Here is a 24908-nt window from a genome sequence, read left to right on the forward strand (position 1 = left end):
CAAAAGCTGTCCTCCTTAAGGCGGTTTACTATAGGGTAGCTTCCTGCTGAGAGCTAAAATAAACCTAAAATCTCAGAATCCACGTGCTAAATTTGTCTAAAAATGGGTGTTCTGTGCGGGTTGCTTTTTCTAGCGTTGGGCTACTAACGCCGACTGCTGTTGCCCTTGGCAAGTTTGATGGCGTTCATCTTGGTCATCAAAGGGTAATTCAACCAGTCTTGCACACTGGTGGTCACTTGTCAGGAGCTAGTAATCCGCACTCAAAGGGAAATCAACTGACACAAGAATATACCTATTCAACTGTTGTCACCTTTGACCCCCATCCACAGGAGTTCTTTACAGGGCAACCCCGGACATTGTTAACGCCACTGGATGAAAAAGTCCAACAATTGCGATCGCTTGGGGTAGAACAACTGGTATTACTACCCTTTGACAAAGAATTGTCTGCGTTAACCCCCGAAGAATTTGTCGAAAAAATTCTCGTGCAACAACTGCGATGCCAACGAATTAGCATCGGGCAAGATTTTTGTTTTGGCGAAAAGCGCAGTGGTACTGCTCAAGATTTGCAATTACTCGCCGCCAAGCACAATATTCCCGTTACCATCGTTCCCTTACAAACTTATACAGGTGATTCGTCCACCCAAACCAGTTGCGTCAGTACTACTCCGACTCAAGATGCCCGTATTAGCACTTCATTGATCCGCCAAAACCTTGAGCAGGGAGACATCAAAAACGCAAATCTGTTATTAGGACGCCCTTACACCCTCCTTGGTGATGTCGTTCAAGGTCAACAATTGGGCAGAACAATTGGCTTTCCCACCGCTAACCTCCAACTACCAAAAGAAAAGTTTTTGCCCCGCCAAGGAGTCTACGCTGTCCGTGTTTTCACTCTTGGTGAAACATCTGATACTGTTCCTAGTGAGAACTTGGGCGTCATGAATATCGGTAATCGTCCAACTGTAAACGGTACTTATTCATCTGCGGAAGTACATTTATTCGATTGGTCTGGTGATTTGTATGGCAAAAAACTGGTTGTGCAACTAGTTAAATTTTTGCGCCCCGAACAAAAATTTCCTTCTCTCGAAGCCCTGAAAACACAAATTCAACTTGACTGTGTTGTTGCTAGAGAAGTTTTGAGTGTTGGAGCGGAAAGTTAAAAGTTAGGAGTTAAGAGTTAGGAGTTTGGAGTCATTCAATTTTGGATTTTAGATTTTAGATTTTTATTTCAATCCAAAATTCAAAATTCAAAATCTAAAATTGGCAGAGTTAGGAGTTCTGAGTGGGAACAATGTATTTAGGAAAATTGGGCATTGGGCATTAGGGAAGAATTCTTATAACTCTTAACTCCTAACTCCCAACTCCTAACTCCCAACTCCCAACTCCCCATTACACACTCCCCACTCCCCATTCCCTACAACGCATGAGAGAAAAAATCGACGCTTTAACAAAAAATCTGGCTCTTACCATCGTTGGCAAAGCTGAGGCAATACGCTTGGTGCTAGTAGCATTGCTAGGTGGTGGCCATGCTCTCTTAGAAGATGTTCCTGGTGTTGGTAAAACTCTACTCGCTAAATCCTTAGCTCGCTCGCTGGATGGCAAGTTTCAACGGCTACAATGCACTCCCGATTTACTGCCAACTGATATTACCGGCACCAACATCTGGAACCCAAAAAGCGGCGAATTTACTTTTCTTCCTGGGCCAGTCTTTACTAATGTGCTATTGGCTGATGAAATTAACCGCGCCACACCCCGCACTCAGTCAGCTTTATTGGAAGTTATGGAGGAACATCAGGTAACAGTTGATGGTGTATCTCGTGCAGTTCCTCAGCCCTTCTTTGTAATTGCTACTCAAAACCCTATCGAGTATCAAGGTACTTTTCCCCTGCCGGAAGCACAAATGGATCGGTTTATGTTGTCGCTGAGTTTGGGCTATCCTTCTGAAGCAGAAGAACTCCTGATGCTACAAAATCTCCAAAATGGTGTCAAAGTTGCTGATTTGCAGCCTTGTATTACCTTGGCAGAAGTACAGGAATTGCGTTATCTCTGCTCTCAAGTAAAAGTAGCAACTTCCTTGCAACAATACATTCTCGAATTGGTACGGGCAACACGTCAAGATGAGGAAATCGCCCTTGGTGTCAGTCCCCGTGGCACATTAGCATTACAACGGGCTGCCCAAGCGTTAGCTTTTCTATTAGGGCGTGATTATGCCATTCCCGATGATGTGAAATTTCTTGTCCCTTATGTTCTGTGCCATCGACTTATTCCTAGAGGAGGGCGCAATTCAAGAACTGTTGTTGAGCGATTATTGCGATCGGTTTCTATTCCTTAATGTAAAATGATTTTGACGATCTAAAAAACAGCTATCCCAGGTGGCGGTAACTGCATTTTTTGCTGGGTAAAATATTTTTTTGCGCTTTTATGGTTCATTTTGCGTCAGTAGAGTCAGACATGACTCGCACGCGCACATTGGTGAGGTGTGTATTGTTTACAAACTGAGAGTTCGTAACAGTAGTATCCAAAAACGTAAGAGTGCTGGATACCGATTGATTTATCAACTTGAGTCACCTACAAGTATTTTGCTACTAACGATTTATTCCAATTCTGACCGAGAAGATATTGGTGCAAATGAAATCCGAGATATTGTGGCTAATTTTTCTAGTGAGTCAGGTTATAACTACTAAAATATTTTTCCTTGCATAGTCAGTAGTGCGCTAAATAGATATTTATATTACTGTTGTCAATATAAAAGATGTGTTGCTTGACAAAACCACTTACACAAAATTTGAAACACTGCCGATACTGCGTAAGTCTTATGATTAGCACAAGCGCCACTTTTAAATATTTGGGAATGTGAGGAATGTCAATTTTTGTTAAGCGCAAAATCCGCGATACCTACGGTGGGCTACGTCAACGCCAAGCGCTACAGCCAAGCGCCGAACGTGAATTCAAACGCCAATTTTTCGGTTTACTTCTGGTAATTATAACGTGGAGTTTAGCTATGGGCTGGCTTCTAGCTTTGGCAACTAACGCCCAAAGTGCGACTCCTCCCGCTGAAATTGGCACTGTTGACGTAGTACCTGCACAATACCAATTGGGGCAAGAACTTTATTTAGAAAACTGCTCCAGATGTCACATTGCCATACCGCCAGCCGTTTTACCTACCCAAACTTGGAAAAATATCCTGCAAGACTCGCAGCACTACGGCGCACAACTCCAGCCTTTAGTCGATCCGCAACGCATCTTAGTGTGGAAATATCTTTCGACTTTCTCCCGCGTGCAGCTAGACGATGAAGAAACACCATATCGCCTCAACAACTCGCGTTATTTCAAAGCTTTGCATCCAGGAGTTGAGTTACCACGTCCCATCCAGGTTGGCAGCTGTGTCAGCTGTCATCCCAGTGCTAATGATTACAATTTCCGCCGCCTGACAGCAGAGTGGAAGTGAGGCGTGAGGAGTTAGAAATGAGGAGTTTAAAAATTCATAACTCATAACTCTTAACTCCTAACTCTATTCCCCCACACCCTCTCTGGCCCCATCTGGAGGCAAAATGATACTATGAAGAAAGAGTAAATATAAGATAAGAGTTCAAACCAATCAGTTTATTAAATGATTGGCTAGTTTTTATCCTGCTTTTGAGGTAATTCTCATTTCACACCCATCCACGACCAAGACGTTTGGACTGGGTTAAATGTTTATAATCAATGCCGATCCTTTAATTCCCATCCCCCTTGATTCAGTTCTATAACCTGCCATGCTAAAACTTTTGTTGGGCGACCCCCAACGCTCGTAAGCTTAAAAAATACCAACCTTCTGTTACTGAAATTAACCTTTTAGAGGAAGAAATTAAGATTCTTTCCGATGATGAGTTAAAAGGTAAAACCGTCGAATTTAAACAACGGCTCGCTAAAGGCGAAACCCTAGATGACATATTGCCAGAAGCTTACGCCGTTGTTCGGGAAGCAGCACGGCGAGTATTAGGCTTGCGGCATTTTGATGTCCAACTCCTTGGTGGTATTATTTTGCACGTGGGGCAAATTGCCGAGATGAAAACTGGTGAAGGTAAAACACTAGTCGCCACCTTGCCAAGTTACTTAAATGCCCTTACTGGTAAAGGTGTACACGTCATCACCGTAAACGATTACCTAGCTCGTCGGGACGCTGAATGGATGGGACAGGTGCATCGGTTTTTGGGGCTGAGTGTGGGGCTAATTCAGTCAAGCATGACTCCTAGTGAACGCCAGAAAAACTACGACTGCGATATCACTTATGTTACCAACAGCGAGGTCGGCTTCGACTATCTGCGGGATAACATGGCGACATCAATGGCAGATGTGGTACAACGCCCGTTTAATTATTGCGTAATTGACGAGGTGGACTCGATTTTAGTTGATGAGGCGCGGACACCACTGATTATTTCTGGGCAGGTGGAAAGACCTACAGAAAAATATCTGCAAGCTGCTGAAATAGCATTCACACTCAAAAAAGACGAGCATTACGAAGTGGATGAAAAAGCTCGCAACGTGCTATTGACAGATGAAGGGTTTGCGGAATCGGAAAATCTTTTAGGAGTCACAGATTTATTTGACCCAGAAGATCCTTGGGCGCACTTCATTTTCAATGCAATTAAAGCCAAGGAACTTTTCCTCAAAGATGTAAATTACATCGTCCGCAACGGTGAAGTAGTAATTGTGGATGAATTTACTGGTCGAGTATTAGCTGGGCGGCGTTGGAGTGATGGATTACACCAGGCCATTGAAGCGAAAGAACGCGTAGAGATTCAGCCAGAAACTCAAACTCTCGCGACAATTACTTACCAAAATATGTTTTTGCTGTATCCAAAACTCGGTGGAATGACAGGAACAGCAAAAACCGAAGAACCAGAATTTGAAAAAATTTACAAACTTGAAGTTGCGGTAATTCCCACCAACCGCGATCGCAGACGCGAAGATTTGTCTGATATGGTGTTCAAGACAGAAGCAGGCAAGTGGGGGGCGATCGCCAGAGAATGTGCCGAAATGCACCAACTCGGCAGACCTGTCTTAGTGGGAACCACTAGTGTAGAAAAATCCGAACTTCTCAGTCGGCTATTGAAGGAATTGGCAATTCCTCACGAATTACTTAACGCCCGACCGGAAAACGTTGAACGTGAAGCGGAAATCGTCGCCCAAGCTGGACGAAAAGGTGCTGTTACTATTGCTACCAATATGGCTGGTAGAGGTACAGACATAATTTTGGGTGGTAACTCCGAATATATGGCGCGTCTGAAGCTGCGAGAATACTTTATGCCCCGGATCGTCATGCCAGAAGATGAAGATGCCTTTGGCGTGCAAAGAGCAGCCGGATTGCCTACAGGACATGGTGGTGGTCAAGGCTTTGTCCCTGGTAAAAAAGTCAAAACTTGGCGAGCTTCGCCAGAAATTTTCCCGACTCAGTTGACAAAAGAAACAGAAAAACTACTCAAAGATGCAGTAGAAATTGCCGTGCGTGAGTATGGTGAACGCAGTTTACCGGAACTGGAAGCTGAAGACAAGGTAGCTGTAGCCGCAGAAAAAGCTCCCATTGATGACCCTGTGATTCAGAAATTGCGGGAAGCTTATAAGCAAATTAAGCAGGAATACGAACAATTTACCGACCGAGAGCATAATGAAGTAGTAGGACTCGGTGGTTTGCACGTCATTGGTACAGAACGCCACGAATCACGCCGGATTGATAACCAGTTGCGCGGACGTGCCGGACGACAAGGCGACCCTGGTTCCACAAGATTCTTCCTGAGTTTAGAAGATAACTTACTGCGGATTTTTGGTGGCGATCGCGTCGCTGGGTTAATGAATGCTTTCCAAGTGGAAGAAGATATGCCCATCGAATCTGGAATGCTTACCCGGAGTTTGGAAGGCGCACAGAAAAAAGTTGAAACCTACTACTATGACATTCGGAAGCAGGTATTTGAGTATGACGAGGTGATGAATAATCAACGTCGTGCTATTTATGCTGAACGTCGCCGAGTTTTAGAAGGTCAAGATTTGAAAGAACAGGTGATTAAATACGCTGAAAAAACGATGGATGACATCGTTGACTACTATATCAACGTAGACTTACCCTCGGAAGAGTGGGAGTTAGAAAAGTTGGTTGAGAAAGTCAAAGAATTCGTCTATCTGCTAGCGGATTTACAAGCTAGTCAATTAGAAGATATTACAGTCAACGAGATTAAAGCCTTCCTCCACGAACAGGTACGAATTGCTTACGATCTCAAAGAAGCGCAGATTGACCAAGTTCAACCCGGACTGATGCGCCAAGCGGAACGTTTCTTTATCTTGCAACGCATTGATACTCTGTGGCGGGAACACCTGCAACAAATGGATGCCTTGCGCGAATCGGTGGGATTACGTGGTTATGGGCAAAAAGACCCGCTCATTGAGTATAAGAGCGAGGGGTATGAATTGTTCTTGGATATGATGGTTAACATCCGCCGAGACGTTGTTTACTCGTTATTCATGTTCCAGCCACAGCCGCAACCGGTAGTGCAGGCTTCGTCTGAGATGGTGTAGTAAGGAATATATTACGCAGAGACGCAAAGGCGCAGGGAGTGCTTTTGCGTCTTTGTGTTTAAGCCATCTCTCAAAAATATTTTGTTTTCAGGAGTTTGCTCAAACGGGTAAGCTGATACTACCAAGTCTTCAGGGTAAGCAAATGGGGCAAGTAATACCAATTTGAAAAAATAATGCGACAAATAGACTATTTGTAGAGACGCGATTCATCGCGTCTTTACCCAAGGATGTGTTGCAATCATTAATTGAACTGGTATAAGTAAGTCGGTGTAATAAAATCAACCAATGTAAAGAAAAGTAAATAAGACTTAAACTCTTTCTCCCCCTGTCCCCTGTCCCCTGCCTTAGCCCAACAATAATTATTTACGCCGACCTACTTATATAGTTACCCTTACTATCACAAATCGAATCGATCGAGTTCTAGCAGAACGAGGTTTTATTTCTTCGGGTTTCTCGGCTACCTACTTAGCATTCCATTCAGATCGGTACAAAATTGATTTATGGGAACCCTAAGTCATTAGGTATGCAAATGATTTTGTGATTTTGCACCCTGACAGATAAGCATTAAATAAATACAAATAAATAGCTATAAAAATGAATGGTTTTAAACTCAGAGTACCCTTTTTACAGTTGTCATAAAACCAAGAGATAGAAGACCATGCTTGTTCTCCACTGGTAAGTCTTACCATTGAGTTAAGTTCATTAGTAAAAGGAAAGTTACCTGCAAATACAGCACGATCAATTCAATAATTTATGCAAATCTTTTTTAACTGTATTTTTAACATTCATCTATAGCCAAATACAGCTATTTTTAATGAGTTTTTACAGGCAGAATTGCATTATCTATTGCTGTTATCTGGGCTGACTTTTCAGAAGCTTTGAACTCAAAAACAAGCATGGTCAGTGAGCAACGTTGAAGTGTCACTTTTACCTACTGTCTTATACTACTATGTGGTATAAGATAGAGGTATAGAAATATTTATAAGAAGCTTTTATGGACATTGCCCATAAAAGTTACCTACAATCTGGTTATGCAAGCTTTAGGAAGCTGTTGCAGATGTATTGGCAGATGCAATAGCTTTATCACCATCAGTAATAGCGCCAGCAAGAGCGGCACTAAGAGCACCTGAAATCTCAGCGGAAATACCGGATTTGTCTACTTTATAACTGCTCTTCTTAGCAGTGGAATAACTACGTGCGTAAGCAGATGCAACTCCCCCTTGTACTTGACTAAGATCGGAAGCTTCATCTTCACAAAAACTGAGATCGAAAATTCTTAATCGTTCCATAAAAAAGCTCTCTTTGAAAAACGAACGTATTGCTGAAAGTTTTTGAGAACTTTCAGCAATTTTTCTATCTAAAATGCACTGTAGTACACTGTAGGACTAAGGCATATTTAGCCAGCAGAAGAACTAGATGAACCGACACTAGCAGATAGGCTGTATTTCTTGGAGACAGCAACGGTGCTAGTAGAAATGCTGGTGATAGCGATGTTTTTACCAAAAGCGAATGCTTTTGAATTAGCATCTGCAAAAGCTATTCCACCTTGAACATTCTCATTTTCAAGAACGGTTTCTACATGAGAAAGATCGTTGATAATCATGATTTTACTTTCCTAAGAATTAGTAAGGTCAACTTGTTTGTGGTCGTACCACTACAACTTGTTTTTTAGTGGCATACAAAGAATAGCACTATTAGAATTCGATGAATAGTAGTTTTACGTAAATTTTCTTTTGCAAAGTAAAAAAACATTCTACTATCAAGTTACTGACACTATATAGGATGAAAAACTTTTTTGGAAAGTACTTTGCTATGTACTATCAAGCTATTTACAACGTCTAGTATTTAGAGGTCGTTTTAAAAGTGTTTCGATATGAGTTTAAGGACTTTTAATCCCCCTAATCCCAAGCCTATTTCATTCGAGCTATTAAGGATATTGTCAACAACATGTAGGAATCCACTTTGATTTGGAGAAGAATAGGGAATAGGGAAGAAGGAATAAATGTGTACTGAGTTTTTTCAGGCAATCAAATACGAGTCCTATAGGCAGTAAATGCGGGGAAGTTAGTAATCGAAAAATTACTATCTCAAAGAGTCAATTTCAATGCGTTAGCGTTGGCGTAGCCTCTCGTAGAGAAGCCTTGCCGTTTGCGTTCGCGTTAGCGTCTCTGGAAGAGAAGCGTCTCTGACAGGAGAAGGCATCACTATTTTCTTGTGCAATCAGATTTTTGATTCACCTGATTTTTTGCTTAAAACGTTTCTAAATCAGCACCTTTTAGGACATGAAACAGCCTTCCTTGCCCTAACCCATCAGGGGTGTTTCATGTCCTTTATTGGTATCAGTAAACTTCAGCTAAAACTCCTTTAATATCTCGTTTCCAGTCAGAGGCTAGAAATGCTGCCTCTCATTAAACATTCCCACTCTCCGACAGCCAATGAGATAAACTGCTAAAAGCTTTAACCTTAAGTTGACACCAATGTAAGTCCTTGCACCTCTACAAATCTAGAAATAGTTTAGGATAATTTATTTTTTGCAAGTCCCTAAAAAAGAAGGATAGTAAGATTTAAAGCCTCTCTCTTTTTAGAATAGATGTTGCAAATAAGTCTAAGGATAGATTGACAATATATTTGTTCGTCGAATTTATCCTGCCTTCGTAGCAAACTGGTTATAATTATCTTCCATCTCCCTCAGAAATGAAATTCTCATTTACACAGTATTTATATGGGACGTGTTCGTTCTAAATCTGACTTACCTACAAAAATCTGTCCGGTATGTCAACGTCCTTTCACATGGCGTAAAAAGTGGCAAGATTGTTGGGACGATGTGAAATACTGCTCAGAACGTTGTCGTCGTCGCCGTTCTGAAGCTCAAAATGAAACCAACCGCGATACAGACGCAAATAGCGCAAGAGATTAATGGAGTTACAGGTGCAACCTAAATTAATTATTCATGGCGGGGCTGGTAGTTCTCTCCACGGTAAAGGAGGATTAGAGGTGGTGCGCCGATCGCTCCATACAGTAATAGAAGAAGTTTATTCTCTGCTATTGTCAGGAGCAACTGCCTCTGAGGCAGTGGTGCAGGGTTGCCTAATGCTTGAAGACAACCCCCGTTTTAATGCTGGTACTGGTTCAGTATTGCAATCCGATGGACAAATCCGTATGAGTGCTTCCCTGATGGATGGTGCATCAGGGCGGTTTAGTGGTGTGATTAATATCTCGCGGGTGAAAAATCCGATTGATTTAGCGCAATTTTTACAAAGCTCCCCAGACCGAGTGCTATCAGATTTCGGTTCGGCTGAGTTGGCGCGAGAAATGCAAATTCCCAGCTATAACGCTTTAACTGATTTGCGGTTACAAGAGTGGATACAAGAGCGCCAGGATAATTTTAAAAGCGCAATGGCTGGCGTAGTAGCAGAACCCGAACTGCTAGAAACCAGCAATGCCGGACGCGGTACCATCGGTGTAGTAGCTTTAGATGCATCTGGTAAGTTAGCTGCTGGCACTTCTACTGGTGGTAAAGGATTTGAGCGGATTGGTAGGGTAAGTGATTCGGCGATGCCAGCAGGTAATTATGCTACTAGTAATGCTGGTGTTAGCTGTACTGGTATTGGTGAAGATATCATCGATGAGTGTTTAGCCGCACGGATTGTAGTGCGTGTTACTGATGGGATGTCACTGAAGGAAGCGATGCAGCGCTCCTTTGGGGAAGCCCACGAGAACAAACGCGATTTGGGAGCGATCGCCTTAGATGCTAGTGGAGCGATCGCTTGGGGAAAAACTAGCGAAATCTTACTCGCTGCCTACCATGACGGCGAAAAAATTGGTGATACTTTGGAATGGACTGGCAACGAACTGATCGGCTATTGTTGAATCAGTTTCAGGGCTTCGGCTAAAATTTCTTGCCGGTCAACCATTGCAGCCAATTCTTGGGCTTCATAACGCCCCTCAAAAGCTTCTAGCGCCGCTCTTTTCAGTGCCACTTGATATCCTTGTTCCAGAATATCGATTAATTCTGCTTGATTCAAGTAAAAGCCACCAGATTTGCGGCGCTTGTTTATTTTGTTGATTTCTCGCACTGTATTTTCTATTGAAACATCCCAAGAGCGAGTCGAACGTTTTTCGGCCTTTTGTTTAATTAAATGGATGAGCAGAATCACACCATAACTATCAATTTTATTGATTTTGTCACTGAGGCTCATTTCTTCTAACTCATCCACCAACAGTAGCGCCTCATGGATTTTGCCTTGTTCTAGAAATTGCCTAAGTTCTAGCAGTTCTTCCATGTATGTTATGTGTTGAGATTTTGACTATACTACTAATCTAGCTAGATTAGACATCTAGCAAAAATCGTGGTTTCTAGTCTAAAACCACAGATCGAGCGCAATTAACACCGATGAATTATTTATGTCGATCTGTGGTTTCATTTTCAACATTTTTCCTTCGCCAAGCTGGTTTCACCACCTGACGACTACGGGCAATTACCAGAGAATCATCAGGCACATCTTCTGTCACAGTAGAACCAGCTGCAATGTAGACATCATCTCCCAAAGTGAGCGGAGCCACTAAAACGCTATTGGCGCCAGTTTTTGTCCGATCGCCTATTTTGGTACGATGTTTCTTTACGCCGTCATAGTTGGCAGTAATTGTACCAGCACCAATATTCACCCGACTGCCGACAACAGTATCACCTATATATGACAAATGGGCTGCATTGGTGCGATCGCCTAATTGCGTATTTTTCAGTTCCACAAAATTCCCCACACGGCAACCAGCACCCACCTGTACCTGACCGCGCAAATGAGTATAAGGGCCAATTCGGCTTCCGGCCTGCACGGTGCTATTTATGACTACTGAATATTGCACTGTGACATTTTCACTTAACTGACTATTTTCAATTAAACTCCCCGGCCCGATGTGACTTCCTGTTTGAATTACCGTATTTCCCCGCAGGTGAGTTTGGGGTTCAATAATTACATCCGGCTGCAATTCCACTGTTTCATCAATGGTGATACTTGTGGGGTCGATGAGGGTGACACCCGCCAGCATCCATTTTTCCTTGACTCGTTTTTGCAAAATTTCGGATGCTGCTGCCAGTTGCAAGCGATCGTTGATGCCAAGAATTTCTTGGTAATCTTCCACATCCACTGCCATCACTTGTCCTACCTGAGTCACAGCATCGGTAAGATAGTATTCTTTTTGGGCATTGTTTGCCTCTAGGTGGGGAAGCACCTTTGCTAAATCTGGCCAGCGAAAGCAGTAAACTCCAGCGTTAATCCGCTGATTTTCTCGTTGAGCAGCCGTACAATCCTTGTGTTCGACCATTTGCTGCACAATATTTTCATCGTTACAAAAAACGCGCCCGTAGCCTGTGGGGTCGGGTAGATGCGAGGTGAGAATAGTGGCAGCGTTTTGATTTTGGACGTGAGTTTGTAACATCTGAAGAAGAGTTTCGCTGCGTATTAACGGTAAATCGCCGTTAAGTACCAGCAAATCTCCTGTGTAATTTTCCAAGTGAGGAAGTAATTGCTGGATAGCATGACCTGTCCCTAATTGCACAGTTTGTTCGACAAACTCCAAACTGGGAATCGAATGCATGGCGGCTTGCACTTCCTCAGATTGATATCCCACAATCACGATTCGCCGTGAGGGCGAAAGTGATTCTACACTTTCGAGAACTCTTTCTACTAGCGATCGCCCACCCAAAGAATGTAAAACCTTGGGTAAGCGTGATTTCATCCGTGTGCCGCGTCCCGCCGCTAAAATTGCTACAACTACCATAATTAGCTATCAGCTATCAGTGAAATGTGATTAATGCTGTTAGTACTTTAAAATCTCGGCTCAAATCATACCAGCTAATTATAGAAGACTGAAAATATTAAAGGAGCCAGAATTCTGGAGTCGGTATAATTTCACTCCTCAAAAGCAGAGATTACGATCGTGCAAATTAGCGTTCATTACAGCAGCTACAAATCATTACTCCCTATTCCCCACTCTTCCCATTTTCCTGACAAGAGCAAATAAACTCTGCAAACTGCTGCATTAGTTTGGGGTTACGCCAACCAGAATCAGCTTCTTCTTGCATCACTAAAAGGGCTTCTGTTGAAGTAAAAGCTTTTTTGTAAGGTCGTTCGCTGGTTAGGGCATCATAAATATCAATTAACTGAAATACTTGCGCTAGATAAGGAATATCATCTCCCTTGAGTCGATCCGGGTAGCCTGAACCATCCCAACGTTCGTGGTGATGACGAATAATCGGAATTACACCGCGCATACTGCGTAGTGGTTGGCAGATTTTTTCTCCAATCAAAACGTGCTGCTGCATAATTTGCCAATCTTCGGGGGTGAGTTTGCCTTTTTTTAGCAGCACAGCATCGGGAATACCCACCTTACCAATATCGTGGAGATAACCACCCCACCTCAAATCTCGAATTTGATAGCGTGAGAGGTTGAGGTATTCACCAAAAAATTGCCCCAGTTTTACTAGACGTTCGCAATGGTTGCCTGTATTGGGATCGCGACTTTCGATAGACATGGCAATGGAAAACAGTACTTGTTCGGCATGGTCTAAATCTTCGTTCATACGCTTCTGCCGCACCAAGGACTTTACACGCGCTGCGAGTTCGACTCGATCGAAGGGTTTGGTGAGAAAATCATCTGCCCCAACTTCAATTCCCCGAATGCGCGATCGCCTGTCATTTAACGCTGTAATAAAAATTACTGGGATTAGTCTAGTCTGCTCATCTTGTTTAAGCAATTGGCACACTTCAAATCCATCCATTCCTGGCATCATCACATCCAGCAAAATCAAATCTGGTTGTTTTTGAGTTACCAATCCCACAACGATAGACCCAGTGTCCGCCTCAATCACCTCATATCCTTCCATCCCCAAAAGGGCAACAGCAGTCATCCGGCTGGCGGCATGATCGTCAACAACTAAAACCTTCGGCGGATCTAAATCAAACCCATTCACTTTAGAACCTTTGGCTTGTAGTGTTCTAGAGACCAATGAATCATCATAATTAACATCAGATTTTATCCAAGAAGATATTGCTTGTCTATCTTCAAGCATCAGGTCTCCTTGAGATAAGCCTAAAGAATAACCTTCCGCATTTTGCGATTCCACGGCATGATTTGAACCGATACTCTTCACTGTGCTAATAGAGTTTGATCCATTAACAATTTTTTCTGTAAAGCCTGTATGGTTGGATTTCCATTGAATCACAAAGACACTCCAAGTTTTTGCACAAGTTAGTTAACAGTGTCAGATTTTAAAAACAAATTTAAGATTCGACTGTATCTGAGTCAGAATTTCGATATGGATTATGCATGATGTCAAGCTGGCGATGGGATTTTTCGCAGCATGTATCTTTTATGTTACGAACAAGATGTATCTTGTTGTCAAATTTTTTGCTTTTAATTTCAGTATTATAAATTATCGCAAATGTTAAATCAGGTTTTTTACGGAGGTTTTTTCGCTTTCTGACGCCAAAAAGCGTTATATTTGGCTTCTTTATATCGAAATATCTGATTTGGACTTTCAAGTTTTTATAGTAATCATTGTAATCATTAGATACAAATGTTTTTACTTACTTTTACTTACTTAGTTATAGCAATATTCCATTACTGTTATAGACTATGTGATATTGAATACTAACATATTGATAAGCTATTTGACTCGTAAAAACTCGTTGAATTAGGCTTGCAGTCCATAGACGTAGCATATTGTATGATATTGTAATCAAACTACAAACTAGTTCCCATAAAATCCCTATCTTGTGTTCCCAATAACCACCTTTTTCGCCAATGAGAGGAAGGTTCTAGGCAAGAGGTTTCTTGCTCCTGTTGTCGCCGCCTAACTATGACTTCAGTTGGATCGCTCAATTGAGGATCGCGATAGGGAATAGCAGCACGAGTTAGCAAGTGTTCTTTTTCAACTTCTGAAAGGGTAGTGAGTAGGGAGTCGTCTTTAGACTTAGCATTTTGAGAATGTGTTGCCACGGTACCAGGCGATCGCCTTCCTACAGGTGGGGTAGAAGATATCACCAAACCAGCAGCCAAAAGTGCTGTACGTACAGCAGCAGCACAAGAATAGGTGGCTAATAAACCATCTGGATGTAAACACAATGAGAGTTGTTTAATAAATTCAACAGTCCATAATTGAGGACACTGTGGTGGTGAAAAGGGATCGAGGAAAATTGCATCTGCCCAGAAACCCGACTGACGTACTAGCGCGATCGTAGTTCTAGCATCGCCAATCAGTAGCTTCGCTTTCAGGCAAGGTGTTTGTACTTGATGCTCAAAAGCTAGCTTTTTCAAAATTTCATCAATATAATTACAGTTCCAATTCTCGAACAACTGATGAGCGATCGCCGCTTGTGGCACTGCTGGATTCAGTTCTAAACCAATTACTTCAACACAACAACTAGGATTCACGTCCCAAATCGTTTGCAAAGCAGCAGCCGTGTTATATCCTAGACCATAACAAACATCTAATAGTCGCAAGATCGGTTTTTGCGCTGCTGTAGCCAGTTGAGTAGGTTCTACAAACTTGCAAAAACTCTCCTGTGTAGCTCCAGAATGGCTGTGAAAGGATTCACCAAACTCATGAGAGACAAAGGTGAAAGAACCATCTGCTGTTAACTTAGGTGTAAAATTCTCTAAGTCTGACATTTTACAAAAAAACTAAATAATGACTAATGCCCAATACTTCTCTACGAGAGGCTGCGCCAACGGCTTCGCTCAGTACAAGTCCCCAATTTGTTGTTTCGCCAGCTTGGCTGTTTGAACATCTAGAAGATCCGCAAGTCGTTATTGTGGATTGTCGCTTTTCTTTAGCCGATCCACAACTAGGACAACAACAGTATCAAAAAAGTCATATACAGGGGTCATATTATTTAGACTTGAATCAGGATCTTTCCAGTCCAGTGGGTAAGCATGGCGGGAGACATCCTTTACCTAACCCTAATGATATAGCTAACAAATTGGCAGCGATTGGGGTAAATTACCAAAAAAGTTTAGTTGTAGCTTATGATGATTCGCGCTTTGCCTTTGCGGCTCGTCTATGGTGGCTGTTGCGCTATCTAGGACATGAGCAAGTAGCAGTACTAGATGGCGGCTTGGCTGGATGGCAAAAAGCTGGGTATTCTGTTACAAATGTTATTCCTCCTCCCCGAATCGGTACGTTTGTCCCTCAAGTACAAACAGAAAAGGTGGTAGATATTACAGCGGTGAAAAGCCGCAAAGATAGCCATGAGGTAGTATTGGTAGATTCAAGAGAGAGCGATCGCTACCGAGGCGAACGAGAGCCAATCGATCGAATTGCTGGACATATTCCCGGTGCAGTCAACTATCCCTGGCAAGAAGTTACAGACTCTTCCGGCTACCTACTCCCTCCAGAAGAACAACGCCGTCGCTGGGAAAAGCTAAAAACAGCCGAAGAAATATTGGTATATTGCGGTTCTGGCGTTACTGCTTGTGTGAATTTACTTTCTTTAGAATTAGCTGATATTAATAAGGGTAAGCTTTATGCTGGTAGCTGGAGTGATTGGATTTCTTATTTATAGTCATTAGTTATTGGTCACTTGTACTGAGCGTAGTCGAAGTATTGGTCATTAGTTTTTAATAAAAGATAAATCACCAAGGACAAACGACTAATGACAAAGGACAAATGACAAATGACAAATTTCAAAACCGACCTAATTGCAAACCATAATTAATACTGAAGAACCAACCATCAAAATCAATGTTTTCGGCGGTTGAACTACCTAAACTTACTCCAGCCTGGACATTCATATAAATGGTATCGGATATTTGGTAATTTAAGTGTCCGAATAGCCGATAAAATTCGTCTTCTCGATCGCGCTGTGTAAAGTCTGATAAACTCATTTGGTAGTCAATACCAACCTGGAGAGGCTTTTGCAAGTAGTAGTTTAGAGATACCCAAAAGGTATTGATTATCCGATTACGACTTTGGGGATCGGCAAAATTTACATTCAACTGGTAGAAGCTATCTAGGGTTAATCTTGAAGTTAAGGGATCTCGGCGTCCCAAAGATAGCTGTAGGGAATTTTCATTTAAAAAGCGATCGCCTGCTTTGAAGCTATTGGGGCGATCGCTGCTGTTGGCATAAAATAACTGTTGATTGCTCCAACTGATTTCTCCAAACATCCGTTGAGATAGCTGCTGGTAAATACTGAGATTGAATCTCACCTGATTGTAATGATATTGTGACTGATTTATATAACGAATCAGATTGCCATCAATTGAGCCATTTATAAAAGTCTTAGATCCCAAAGGAAAATATGTAGAGGCTAGTGTCAGTCCAGAAATAATTAAACCATCTTCTATGGGATTATCATTTGAGGAAAAAATGTTATTCGTTTGGAAGTAGCCGACACGTCCTTGTAGATAGCCGATAGGTTTGAACTGAGGTACAGGTTGTTCTGTCGGTGGTGGTAGCTGTTGTTCTAAGGGTTGTTGTTCTAGGGGGTCGTAACCGCACCCGCAATCCCAATTCAGGATCGCTATTAGATTCAAACGGTTGTTTTGGCGATCGTAGCAGTTCTATCAACCTCTCTCGCCTTTGAGGATACTCTCTCTCAGGTAAATTTAATAGTTGCTCCTTTGAGTCTGAAGGAGATATGGGCAAATTATTTGGCGGAGATTCTAGCTGTGGCGGTTCATTTTGCTTTTGAGTATTTATAGGTTCTTCGGTTTGATCTGGGATTTGAGTCGTTTCTGGTGTTTGCTGTGCTAGATTTAACGGCATCCGAGAGTCTAAGAGCTAATTTGTAAACTCAAGTAAAGTACTTGTCTTGCAAGGATTTCAGGAATTTGAGTCAAAAAAATACTTATTCGCTGAAACTCAGACCTAGTAACGAGTTGAGTATCCTTCAGATTTTCTTTACGAATCAGCTCTAAAGTATGTGACTCACTCGACAGCTTGCACAAAGAGTTAATTGCTTTTTGCTCCAACTTATGACATAACTGCTCATGAGTTAACTGTGTAGTTGCTAAATGATTAGGATGTAAAACATGTGTAATTGCAGATTCTGCCGCATCTACTCTAATGCAACACCAGCTTCCACCACTGGACGTTAACAAAATACAAAAAAACAAATTTTTCCAGTTCTTGAGTCGCATCTGGTTAGATCGCATTGATTGCATTTGGCAAATGTAGACCCACAAGCTGTATCGGAAGTTCCGACTACAAAGATACAGTTGATTGTATCTATATTTAGCTTTGTAGGTATATACTGAAACTACAAACTAAAATTACTGCTTTTCGGATTTTTACCCAGATTTTTTCTCAAACTGAGATGCTCCGATAAATTGTTGTTTAAATTTTAGTGAAATACAGCTAGTGGGTAATTTAACAATAAATCCTTAGCAAGTTATTGTCCCTCATAATTAATGAGCCTCTAACTGAACTGATTATAAAGGATTATGTGTAAGGTACTTCTGATTTAATTATTTATATCAAATACTAACTTTTAAATATGCTACAAACTTTATTGAATACAATTTCATTTTCACCAGCAAAAGTTAAATTAACTAAATACATATAGTTATTAGTAATCCAATTTGATTCATCAACTTGCTTACGTAGATAAGGAACAGGTAAATAGGAAAAAAACAATAGATGTGTACTGAATGTTTTAAAGAATCATCAAATCTGAGTCAGTTATTTCACTTGTTATCTATTTTAGGCATTAAATCTAAATTAAAATTTAAATTAATTTACCTAAAAAACTATTACAACAATTAGTATTAGCTTAAAATTTAATTTTTATGATATTAGTTGAAGGTCAAAATTTCTCAAACTATGTTTTATAAATCGTTTCCATTATTAGTGATTGGTTTATGGGGACTTATAGTACTGCCTTTGCCAAATCGGGTAAGTGCTATAACTCCTCTAACGCGAGCAGAGATTCAAAATCTCCGCAACATCGTACAACTGATACCCAAAGATAAATTGAAGAAACGTCCTGCACGCAAATTAGATGCAATGACCCCTGGAGACGGGCTGTCAACTGGTCGAGCTTCTCTCGCAGATTTGCGTTTTAATGATGGCTCTTTGGCACGAGTTGGAGAACAGGCGTTATTTCAATTTTTACCGAAGACTCGTGACTTTAAACTGACAAATGGGACTGTGTTGTTGCTCATCCCACCAGGAAAGGGGCAAACACGTATACAAACACCAAATGCAGCAGCAGCAATTCGTGGATCGGCATTATTTGTACGCTACGACCAACAAACAGACACCACGATTGTGGGTGCGCTGACAAATAGCGGCATTGAAGTTTCTAACAAGAAAGCTTCTCAAACTCAGGTGTTGGAAGCAGGACAAATGGTGATTATAATTAAAGGCGAATTTCAGAGATTATATGATTTTGATCTAAGAAATTTTTATGAAACGAGCCAGATGGTTCGGGAACTTGATTTGAACAGGCAGAGTCCTGTGCCTACGCCCGATCCTGCAATTACTAGTGTTCAAGCCGAAACTGCTGCGGCTTTGAAAGCACAGTCACCTATAAAAGGCGAGGGAGTAATTGAAAACCCCTCTTTTGTGCAGCTAACTCCACCAGTTGGCCAAACTGAGAAATCACCCAACACCTCAACTGCAACTGAGAAATCACCCAACACCTCAACTGCAACTGAGAAATCACCCAACACCTCAACTGCAACTGAGAAATTACCCAACACCTCAACTGCAACTGAGAAATTACCCAACACCTCAACAAATCCAACACCCGTCACTCCAACAGATCCAACACCCGTCACTCCAACAGATCCAACACCTGTCACTCCAACACCTGTAACCTCAACAGATCCAACACCCATCACTCCAACACCTGTAACACCAGTAACACCCGTAACACCTGTTACTCCAACACCTGTAACCTCAACAGATCCAACACCCATCACTCCAACACCTGTAATACCCGTAACACCCGTAACCCCAACACCTGTAACACCCGTAACACCCGTCACTCCAACACCTGTAACACCCGTCACTCCAACACCCGTAACCTCAACAGATCCAACACCCGTCACTCCAACACCCGTAACACCCGTAACTCCAGTAACACCAGTAACTCCAACACCTGTAACACCCGTAACACCAGTAACTCCAACACCCGTAACCTCAACAGATCCAACACCCGTCACTCCAACACCAGTAACACCCGTAACACCAGTAACTCCAACACCCGTAACACCAGTAACACCAGTAACTCCAACACCTGTAACACCCGTAACACCAGTAACACCAGTAACTCCAACACCTGTAACTCCAACACCCGTAACACCAGTAACACCAGTAACTCCAACACCTGTAACTCCAACACCCGTAACACCCGTAACACAAGTAACACCCGTAACACCAGTAACACCTGTAACTCCAACACCTGTAACTCCAACACCTGTAACACCAGTAACACCAGTAACACCCGTAACTCCAACACCAGTAACACCAGTAACACCCGTAACTCCAACACCAGTAACACCAGTAACACCCGTAACACCCGTAACTCCAACACCAGTAACACCAGTAACACCCGTAACACCCGTAACTCCAACACCTGTAACACCCGTAACACCCGTAACTCCAACTGACTCTCCAAGTACATAAAAATTGCTAATTGGGGTAAAAAATGCTACGCGAAAGCCGAAGGCAGTACGTCTTGTCATAATTTTGTCTAATTCCTGTGGAACTTAGTTGCTCTAATGCGGTAGCACAAACTTATGCTCGATTAGGGGCAGAACTATACAACTGTTAACTACTGCCTTTACTGCCGCCAAAGCAAAAAGTGATATTCCCTACGACCAGATAGCATCTGCTAACGCTAGATTAAATCAAGGACAGGACTTACACAGCGTTCACCGGATATCCTTATATAGTTCAATCACGTTCTGTGTGTAAGTTACCAGGAACTCACTTGTTGCTAAAGAGAACATAAACTTATGACTTTTGATTACGACCTGTTTGTAATTGGTGCGGGTTCTGGAGGTTTGGCGGCTTCCAAACGAGCGGCTAGCTACGGCGCAAAAGTGGCGATCGCTGAATATGATTTAGTTGGTGGCACTTGTGTGATTCGCGGTTGCGTTCCCAAAAAACTCATGGTCTATGGCTCTCACTTTCCCGAACTGTTCAGCGACGCTTCCGGCTATGGCTGGAAAGTGGGTAATGCTGAGTTTGACTGGGAATATTTCATTACATCTATAGATAAGGAAGTTCGGCGATTATCGCAACTACATATAAGCTTCTTGGAAAAAGCCGGAGTAGAACTATTTTCTGGTCGCGCTACATTGGTAGACCCCCACACCATAGAAGTTGATGGACGTAAAGTTACAGCAGACAAAATTTTAATTGCTGTTGGTGGGCGTCCTGTCAAACCAGATTTGCCAGGGATGGAACATGGGATTACCTCCGACGAAATCTTTCATTTAAAAGAACAACCAAAACACATCGTCATTATTGGCGCTGGTTATATCGGCACGGAATTTGCTTGTATTATGCGCGGTTTGGGTTCTGAGGTGACACAAATTACCAGAGGTGAAAAGATTTTGAATGGTTTTGATGAAGATGTCCGCATAGAAATTGAAGAGGGTATGACGAACCACGGAATTCGCTTGATTAAGAATAATGTGGTGAAAGCAATTGAACGTGTCCCAGAAGGGTTGAAACTGACTTTATCAGGGGATGACCAAGAACCACTAATTGCCGATGTGTTTTTAGTAGCGACCGGTCGAACTCCCAATATAGATGGATTAGGTTTAGAAAACGCTGGGGTTGATATTGTCGCTAGTTCTATCGAAGGACCTGGATACCCTACCACAAGTGCGATCGCAGTCAATGAATATAGTCAAACTAGTCAAGCGAATATTTTTGCTGTTGGCGATGTCACCGACCGAATCAATTTAACTCCCGTGGCCATTGGGGAAGGTCGCGCCTTTGCCGATAGCGAATTTGGGAATAATCGCCGCGAATTCAGTCACGAAACTGTACCCACAGCCATATTTTCTAGCCCAGAAGCTGCGACAGTCGGCTGGACAGAAGCCGAAGCACGGGAAAAACTCGGTGATGCAGTCAAAATTTTTCGTACTCGCTTCCGCCCCATGTATCACAGTTTGACTGGTAAGCAAGAGAAGACAATGATGAAGTTAGTGGTTGATGGTAACACCGACAAAGTTCTAGGCGCTCACATGGTAGGTGAAAGTGCGGCTGAGATTATCCAAGGTGTGGCGATCGCAGTCAAGATGGGCGCAACTAAAAAAGACTTTGATGCCACTGTGGGTATCCATCCCTCATCCGCAGAGGAATTTGTCACATTGCGGTAATAATAGTTATGAGTTACGAGTTGTGAGTTGAAAAAATAAACTGATAACTTAAAACTTAAAATTTATAACTTCTCACTCCTAACTCCTAACTATTAACAATCTTGGACTACATATATCTTCACGGATTTGCTTCTAGTCCTAAATCTGCCAAAGCGCGGGATATAGGCGATCGCTTTACCCAAATTCAGACAAAGCTGAAAATTCCCGATCTCAATGCTGGCGATTTTTCCCAATTAACAATCACTCGTCAGCTCGCGCAAGTTGCCGCAGAATTCAGCAATGATTCTACACCACTAACACTCATTGGCTCAAGTTTGGGTGGTTTGACCGCTGCCCACTTGGGACAACAAAATTTGCAAGTGCAACGCTTAGTTTTGCTAGCACCAGCTTTTGGGTTTTTATCTCATTGGTTGCCCAAGCTAGGAGATGAAGAAGTACAGCGTTGGCAGCAAGAAAAATATATCATGGTCTACCACTATGGGGAGCAGCGATTAATTCCTTTAAGTTACGATTTCGTCATAGATGCTGCCCAATACCAAGAAAAACTTTTGCAACGTCCTATCCCCACGCTAATTTTGCACGGCAAAAAGGATGAAGTCATTCCTGTCGAAGCTAGTCGTGACTTTGCGCGATCGCGTCCTTGGGTGCAGTTAATCGAACTCGACAGCGATCACGCCTTGAGTAATGTTATGGAAGAAATTTGGCAGGCAATTCACCTCTTTTGCCAATTACCTTAAAGCTGTAAAATATTAAACTCACACATAACGAATATTCTGAGTCATTTGTCCTTATGTTAGTTACTAATGACCAATGACTAATGACCCTTCGGGTGACGCTCGCAGGCTCGCTAGCGCTGCGCTAACACCAGTTGCTCATGGGGGAAACCACGCCAGATGCTCCACTTGGGGAAACCCCAAGACCGCACTGGCTCCCCAAGACCGCACGGCTCACCAATGACTAATGACTAAAACTATGCTTCCCTTCATCCGGTCAGATTTAGCCCAATTCAGTGCCTATAAACCTCATCCTAGCAGCGATACAGCCAATTCTGTCGCCACACATTTCGATCGGTTAGATACAAATGAAAGCCCCTACGATTTACCACCTGAGTTAAAAGAAAAGCTAGCGTGGACTTATCAGCAAGTAATTGAAACAAATCGTTATCCTGATGGCGGACATGAAACACTTAAGAATGCGATCGCACAGTACGTTAATCAGTCAGCCGACCTCTCATCATCGTTATTTACTGCTGCCAATATTTCTGTTGGTAATGGTTCAGATGAACTAATCCGCTCTTTATTAATCGCCACTTGTCTAGGAGGAGAAGGATCAATTCTTGTCGCCAATCCTACTTTCTCAATGTACGGAATTTTGGCGCAAACTTTGGGCATTCCTGTGGTGGCGGTGGGGAGAAATGAAACAAATTTTGAAATTGACATCAGCGCTGCACAGTCGGCGATCGAACAAACTCAAAATCCTCCCATTCGCGTAGTTTTCGTAGTCCATCCCAATTCGCCGACTGCTAACAGCTTAACTGAGGCAGAGTTAGCGTGGTTAAGAAGCTTGCCACACCATATTTTAGTAGTAATTGATGAAGCTTACTTTGAATTCAGTCAAACTACCCTAGTAGGTGAATTAGCACAGCATCCTAATTGGGTAATATTACGCACTTTTTCTAAAGCTTTCCGATTGGCATCTCTCCGTATCGGTTATTGCGTTGCCCATCCCGAAGCGATCGCCATTTTAGAAAAAGTTCGCTTACCCTACAATCTCCCCAGTTTTTCCATAGCAGCTGCCTTAGTTGGTTTACAAAATCGTACACTCTTGCTGGAATCAATTCCCCAGACCTTGAGTGAACGAGCTAAACTCATCGAAATTTTATCCCAGCAACCAAAACTACAAATTACTCCAAGTGCTGCCAACTTTATTTACCTGCGTCTTAAACCAAATGGCTTTAATTCACAAGAAGCTGCTTTAAAAACTTTCCACCAGAAACTTAGAACACTCGGCACTCTTGTACGGCACATTAGCGGAGGATTACGAATTACTGTCGGAACGATAGAAGAAAACGCCCGCACCGTCAATCGAGTAAAAGCTGCTTTGGCAAATTTGTCATCTTAGCAATTTACTCAGTAATTAAACCTGCTATTTACCTCACTGCCCAAACGGCGTACTACTCCAACTGTTTGTGGCAGCACACCTACTAAAAGAGCAAAAGCAACATCCGGCAAAAGAGCCACTATTTCTGGTGGAAAGTATTGTTCAAATTGATCGAGAATCTTCTGGACTCGCTGCCCAGGCAGTGGATTTTCTGTAATTTGTTTGATCAATCGAATCCACTGTCGTCTAATCAAGTAAGCCTTCTGGCGTTCTTCGTTAGATTCAGGAGTTAATAAAGAAAGATTACCTATAGGCAGTGCCCTTTGGCAATCACAATCGTAATCCCCACCCACAGCAGCCCCAGGCCCAGCAAACTCTGCATGGTAGCGTTTAAAGAGTATTAATCCATTTCGCCTACGACTATTGACGATGAAAACTTCTCCACTGTGCAAACGTGTAAGGATATCCGAGCCTTGCGATTGCTCAGTTCCGTCTGACATGACAACAGAGTCAAGGAAAGTAGTTTCAGGGTAATAAGTTGATACCATAGAGGTCTGATAGCGTCGATGCTGTTCGCTATCCATGTTTTTTAAACTTTTAATGAATGTTGTTGTAGTATGCACTTCAAAACAGAACTAGCTGTTATATCAAATCAAGTTTTTGAATTTTTTTATTATCAAGACCTTTCTGTCAATCTAACTAAAAATAGCAATATATAGGCGTTGTTTCAGTAATTGAGTGATTATATTTTATGAGATATAACTACATTTGTCTGTAAATCATACTAATGTTTTCTTAAAGTTTTTATAAAGATGAATATATGAATTACAAAGTTATTATGAGGAAGCAATGATTTCTTTCAACGCGATTTTGCGTTATGTTCCCATTATAGTCCATTTTCATCTATATCGAATGCTTGA

General features: G+C 42.2%; 21 protein-coding genes and 2 pseudogenes. 14 read left to right on the plus strand and 9 right to left on the minus strand.

Translation table 11 applies throughout. The features are described 5' to 3' along the window. Nucleotides 1–83 precede the first annotated feature (83 nt). From NSTCB13_RS11650 to secA, 5 genes and pseudogenes are all read left to right on the plus strand, one after another. On the plus strand, nt 84–1157 hold the full coding sequence (locus NSTCB13_RS11650) for a bifunctional riboflavin kinase/FAD synthetase (RefSeq protein ID WP_448272462.1): 1074 nt from the start codon (nt 84–86) through the stop codon (nt 1155–1157). Nucleotides 1158–1420: 263 nt separating this feature from the next. Next, complete coding sequence (locus tag NSTCB13_RS11655) at nt 1421–2329, plus strand: AAA family ATPase (RefSeq protein ID WP_448269969.1); 909 nt, start codon at nt 1421–1423, stop codon at nt 2327–2329. Between the two features lie 145 nt (nt 2330–2474). Beyond that, the gene (locus tag NSTCB13_RS11660; protein WP_445629682.1) at nt 2475–2681 is read left to right on the plus strand and encodes a type II toxin-antitoxin system RelE/ParE family toxin; all 207 of its coding nucleotides are present in this window, start codon (nt 2475–2477) and stop codon (nt 2679–2681) included. A 176-nt stretch (nt 2682–2857) separates the two neighbouring features. Continuing rightward, entirely contained in the window at nt 2858–3445 is a 588-nt protein-coding gene (locus NSTCB13_RS11665) for a cytochrome C (RefSeq protein WP_445629683.1), read from the plus strand. A 307-nt stretch (nt 3446–3752) separates the two neighbouring features. After that, nucleotides 3753–6546 (plus strand): annotated as a pseudogene (secA, locus tag NSTCB13_RS11670) (preprotein translocase subunit SecA). Nucleotides 6547–7586: 1040 nt separating this feature from the next. Here the strand turns inward: secA and NSTCB13_RS11675 are convergent. Then, nucleotides 7587–7835: a hypothetical protein gene (locus NSTCB13_RS11675; protein ID WP_445629685.1), complete on the minus strand. Its 249-nt coding sequence runs from the start codon at nt 7833–7835 to the stop codon at nt 7587–7589. 107 nt (nt 7836–7942) lie between these two features. Further along, nucleotides 7943–8149 (minus strand): hypothetical protein, encoded by a 207-nt coding sequence (locus tag NSTCB13_RS11680; protein WP_445629686.1) that lies wholly within the window; start codon nt 8147–8149, stop codon nt 7943–7945. A gap of 1119 nt (nt 8150–9268) precedes the next feature. Here NSTCB13_RS11680 and NSTCB13_RS11685 point away from each other — a divergent pair. Both NSTCB13_RS11685 and NSTCB13_RS11690 read left to right on the plus strand, forming a co-directional pair. Continuing rightward, nucleotides 9269–9463 carry a DUF2256 domain-containing protein gene (locus NSTCB13_RS11685; protein WP_289799005.1) on the plus strand — a complete coding sequence of 65 codons (195 nt, stop codon included), beginning with the start codon at nt 9269–9271 and terminating at the stop codon, nt 9461–9463. Beyond that, complete coding sequence (locus NSTCB13_RS11690; RefSeq protein WP_448272463.1) at nt 9463–10416, plus strand: isoaspartyl peptidase/L-asparaginase; 954 nt, start codon at nt 9463–9465, stop codon at nt 10414–10416. Before NSTCB13_RS11685 ends, NSTCB13_RS11690 begins: the two co-directional genes overlap by 1 nt. On the opposite strand, the gene NSTCB13_RS11695 is transcribed toward NSTCB13_RS11690, so the two are convergent. From NSTCB13_RS11695 to NSTCB13_RS11710, 4 genes are all read right to left on the minus strand, one after another. Then, nucleotides 10407–10829: a DUF29 family protein gene (locus NSTCB13_RS11695; protein ID WP_448272464.1), complete on the minus strand. Its 423-nt coding sequence runs from the start codon at nt 10827–10829 to the stop codon at nt 10407–10409. The two genes, NSTCB13_RS11690 and NSTCB13_RS11695, sit on opposite strands and share 10 nt — an antisense overlap. Before the next feature lie 115 nt (nt 10830–10944). Next, nucleotides 10945–12324 carry a bifunctional UDP-N-acetylglucosamine diphosphorylase/glucosamine-1-phosphate N-acetyltransferase GlmU gene (gene glmU, locus NSTCB13_RS11700; RefSeq protein WP_445629689.1) on the minus strand — a complete coding sequence of 460 codons (1380 nt, stop codon included), beginning with the start codon at nt 12322–12324 and terminating at the stop codon, nt 10945–10947. A gap of 202 nt (nt 12325–12526) precedes the next feature. Further along, nucleotides 12527–13768, minus strand: coding sequence for a response regulator (locus NSTCB13_RS11705; RefSeq protein WP_448269976.1), 1242 nt, complete (start codon nt 13766–13768; stop codon nt 12527–12529). Between the two features lie 521 nt (nt 13769–14289). After that, entirely contained in the window at nt 14290–15216 is a 927-nt protein-coding gene (locus tag NSTCB13_RS11710; RefSeq protein ID WP_448269978.1) for a tRNA (5-methylaminomethyl-2-thiouridine)(34)-methyltransferase MnmD, read from the minus strand. Between the two features lie 26 nt (nt 15217–15242). Here NSTCB13_RS11710 and NSTCB13_RS11715 point away from each other — a divergent pair, with 26 nt between their 5' ends. Next, nucleotides 15243–16109, plus strand: a complete 867-nt coding sequence (locus NSTCB13_RS11715; protein WP_448272465.1) for a sulfurtransferase — start codon at nt 15243–15245, stop codon at nt 16107–16109. A 121-nt stretch (nt 16110–16230) separates the two neighbouring features. Here NSTCB13_RS11715 and NSTCB13_RS11720 read toward each other — a convergent pair whose 3' ends face one another. After that, on the minus strand, nt 16231–17082 hold the full coding sequence (locus tag NSTCB13_RS11720) for a hypothetical protein (protein WP_448272466.1): 852 nt from the start codon (nt 17080–17082) through the stop codon (nt 16231–16233). A 9-nt stretch (nt 17083–17091) separates the two neighbouring features. Here NSTCB13_RS11720 and NSTCB13_RS11725 point away from each other — a divergent pair, with 9 nt between their 5' ends. Then, nucleotides 17092–17250: a hypothetical protein gene (locus NSTCB13_RS11725; protein ID WP_448272467.1), complete on the plus strand. Its 159-nt coding sequence runs from the start codon at nt 17092–17094 to the stop codon at nt 17248–17250. A 1303-nt stretch (nt 17251–18553) separates the two neighbouring features. After that, nucleotides 18554–18745, plus strand: a pseudogene (locus NSTCB13_RS11730) (iron dicitrate transport regulator FecR); the annotation flags it as partial. A gap of 293 nt (nt 18746–19038) precedes the next feature. Here NSTCB13_RS11730 and NSTCB13_RS11735 read toward each other — a convergent pair. Then, on the minus strand, nt 19039–20238 hold the full coding sequence (locus NSTCB13_RS11735) for a hypothetical protein (protein WP_448273247.1): 1200 nt from the start codon (nt 20236–20238) through the stop codon (nt 19039–19041). Nucleotides 20239–20511: 273 nt separating this feature from the next. On the opposite strand from NSTCB13_RS11735, the gene gor reads away from it, so the two are divergent. The 4 genes from gor (at nt 20512) to NSTCB13_RS11755 (ending at nt 24009) form a co-directional block, all read left to right on the plus strand. Further along, nucleotides 20512–21888 (plus strand): glutathione-disulfide reductase, encoded by a 1377-nt coding sequence (gene gor / locus NSTCB13_RS11740; protein ID WP_445629694.1) that lies wholly within the window; start codon nt 20512–20514, stop codon nt 21886–21888. Between the two features lie 98 nt (nt 21889–21986). After that, complete coding sequence (locus NSTCB13_RS11745; RefSeq protein ID WP_448270427.1) at nt 21987–22625, plus strand: YqiA/YcfP family alpha/beta fold hydrolase; 639 nt, start codon at nt 21987–21989, stop codon at nt 22623–22625. 73 nt (nt 22626–22698) lie between these two features. Then, complete coding sequence (locus NSTCB13_RS11750; RefSeq protein ID WP_448269983.1) at nt 22699–22845, plus strand: hypothetical protein; 147 nt, start codon at nt 22699–22701, stop codon at nt 22843–22845. Between the two features lie 15 nt (nt 22846–22860). Beyond that, nucleotides 22861–24009, plus strand: a complete 1149-nt coding sequence (locus tag NSTCB13_RS11755; protein ID WP_448270429.1) for a histidinol-phosphate transaminase — start codon at nt 22861–22863, stop codon at nt 24007–24009. Between the two features lie 8 nt (nt 24010–24017). On the opposite strand, the gene NSTCB13_RS11760 is transcribed toward NSTCB13_RS11755, so the two are convergent. Beyond that, complete coding sequence (locus NSTCB13_RS11760) at nt 24018–24572, minus strand: hypothetical protein (RefSeq protein ID WP_194043947.1); 555 nt, start codon at nt 24570–24572, stop codon at nt 24018–24020. Between the last annotated feature and the right edge of the window lie 336 nt (nt 24573–24908).

The sequence above is a fragment of the Nostoc sp. DSM 114160 genome (genome assembly GCF_053470305.1).

Excerpts from the sequence above, each read along its gene's own strand:
- NSTCB13_RS11655 (WP_448269969.1), top strand. The coding sequence starts at position 1,421 with ATGAGAGAAAAAATCGACGCTTTAACAAAAAATCTGGCTCTTACCATC.
- NSTCB13_RS11665 (WP_445629683.1), top strand. The coding sequence starts at position 2,858 with ATGTCAATTTTTGTTAAGCGCAAAATCCGCGATACCTACGGTGGGCTA.
- NSTCB13_RS11675 (WP_445629685.1), bottom strand. The coding sequence starts at position 7,835 with ATGGAACGATTAAGAATTTTCGATCTCAGTTTTTGTGAAGATGAAGCT.
- NSTCB13_RS11680 (WP_445629686.1), bottom strand. The coding sequence starts at position 8,149 with ATGATTATCAACGATCTTTCTCATGTAGAAACCGTTCTTGAAAATGAG.
- NSTCB13_RS11685 (WP_289799005.1), top strand. The coding sequence starts at position 9,269 with ATGGGACGTGTTCGTTCTAAATCTGACTTACCTACAAAAATCTGTCCG.
- NSTCB13_RS11690 (WP_448272463.1), top strand. The coding sequence starts at position 9,463 with ATGGAGTTACAGGTGCAACCTAAATTAATTATTCATGGCGGGGCTGGT.
- NSTCB13_RS11695 (WP_448272464.1), bottom strand. The coding sequence starts at position 10,829 with ATGGAAGAACTGCTAGAACTTAGGCAATTTCTAGAACAAGGCAAAATC.
- glmU (WP_445629689.1), bottom strand. The coding sequence starts at position 12,324 with ATGGTAGTTGTAGCAATTTTAGCGGCGGGACGCGGCACACGGATGAAA.
- NSTCB13_RS11710 (WP_448269978.1), bottom strand. The coding sequence starts at position 15,216 with ATGTCAGACTTAGAGAATTTTACACCTAAGTTAACAGCAGATGGTTCT.
- NSTCB13_RS11715 (WP_448272465.1), top strand. The coding sequence starts at position 15,243 with ATGCCCAATACTTCTCTACGAGAGGCTGCGCCAACGGCTTCGCTCAGT.
- NSTCB13_RS11735 (WP_448273247.1), bottom strand. The coding sequence starts at position 20,238 with ATGACAAGACGTACTGCCTTCGGCTTTCGCGTAGCATTTTTTACCCCA.
- gor (WP_445629694.1), top strand. The coding sequence starts at position 20,512 with ATGACTTTTGATTACGACCTGTTTGTAATTGGTGCGGGTTCTGGAGGT.
- NSTCB13_RS11750 (WP_448269983.1), top strand. The coding sequence starts at position 22,699 with ATGACTAATGACCCTTCGGGTGACGCTCGCAGGCTCGCTAGCGCTGCG.
- NSTCB13_RS11755 (WP_448270429.1), top strand. The coding sequence starts at position 22,861 with ATGCTTCCCTTCATCCGGTCAGATTTAGCCCAATTCAGTGCCTATAAA.
- NSTCB13_RS11760 (WP_194043947.1), bottom strand. The coding sequence starts at position 24,572 with ATGGATAGCGAACAGCATCGACGCTATCAGACCTCTATGGTATCAACT.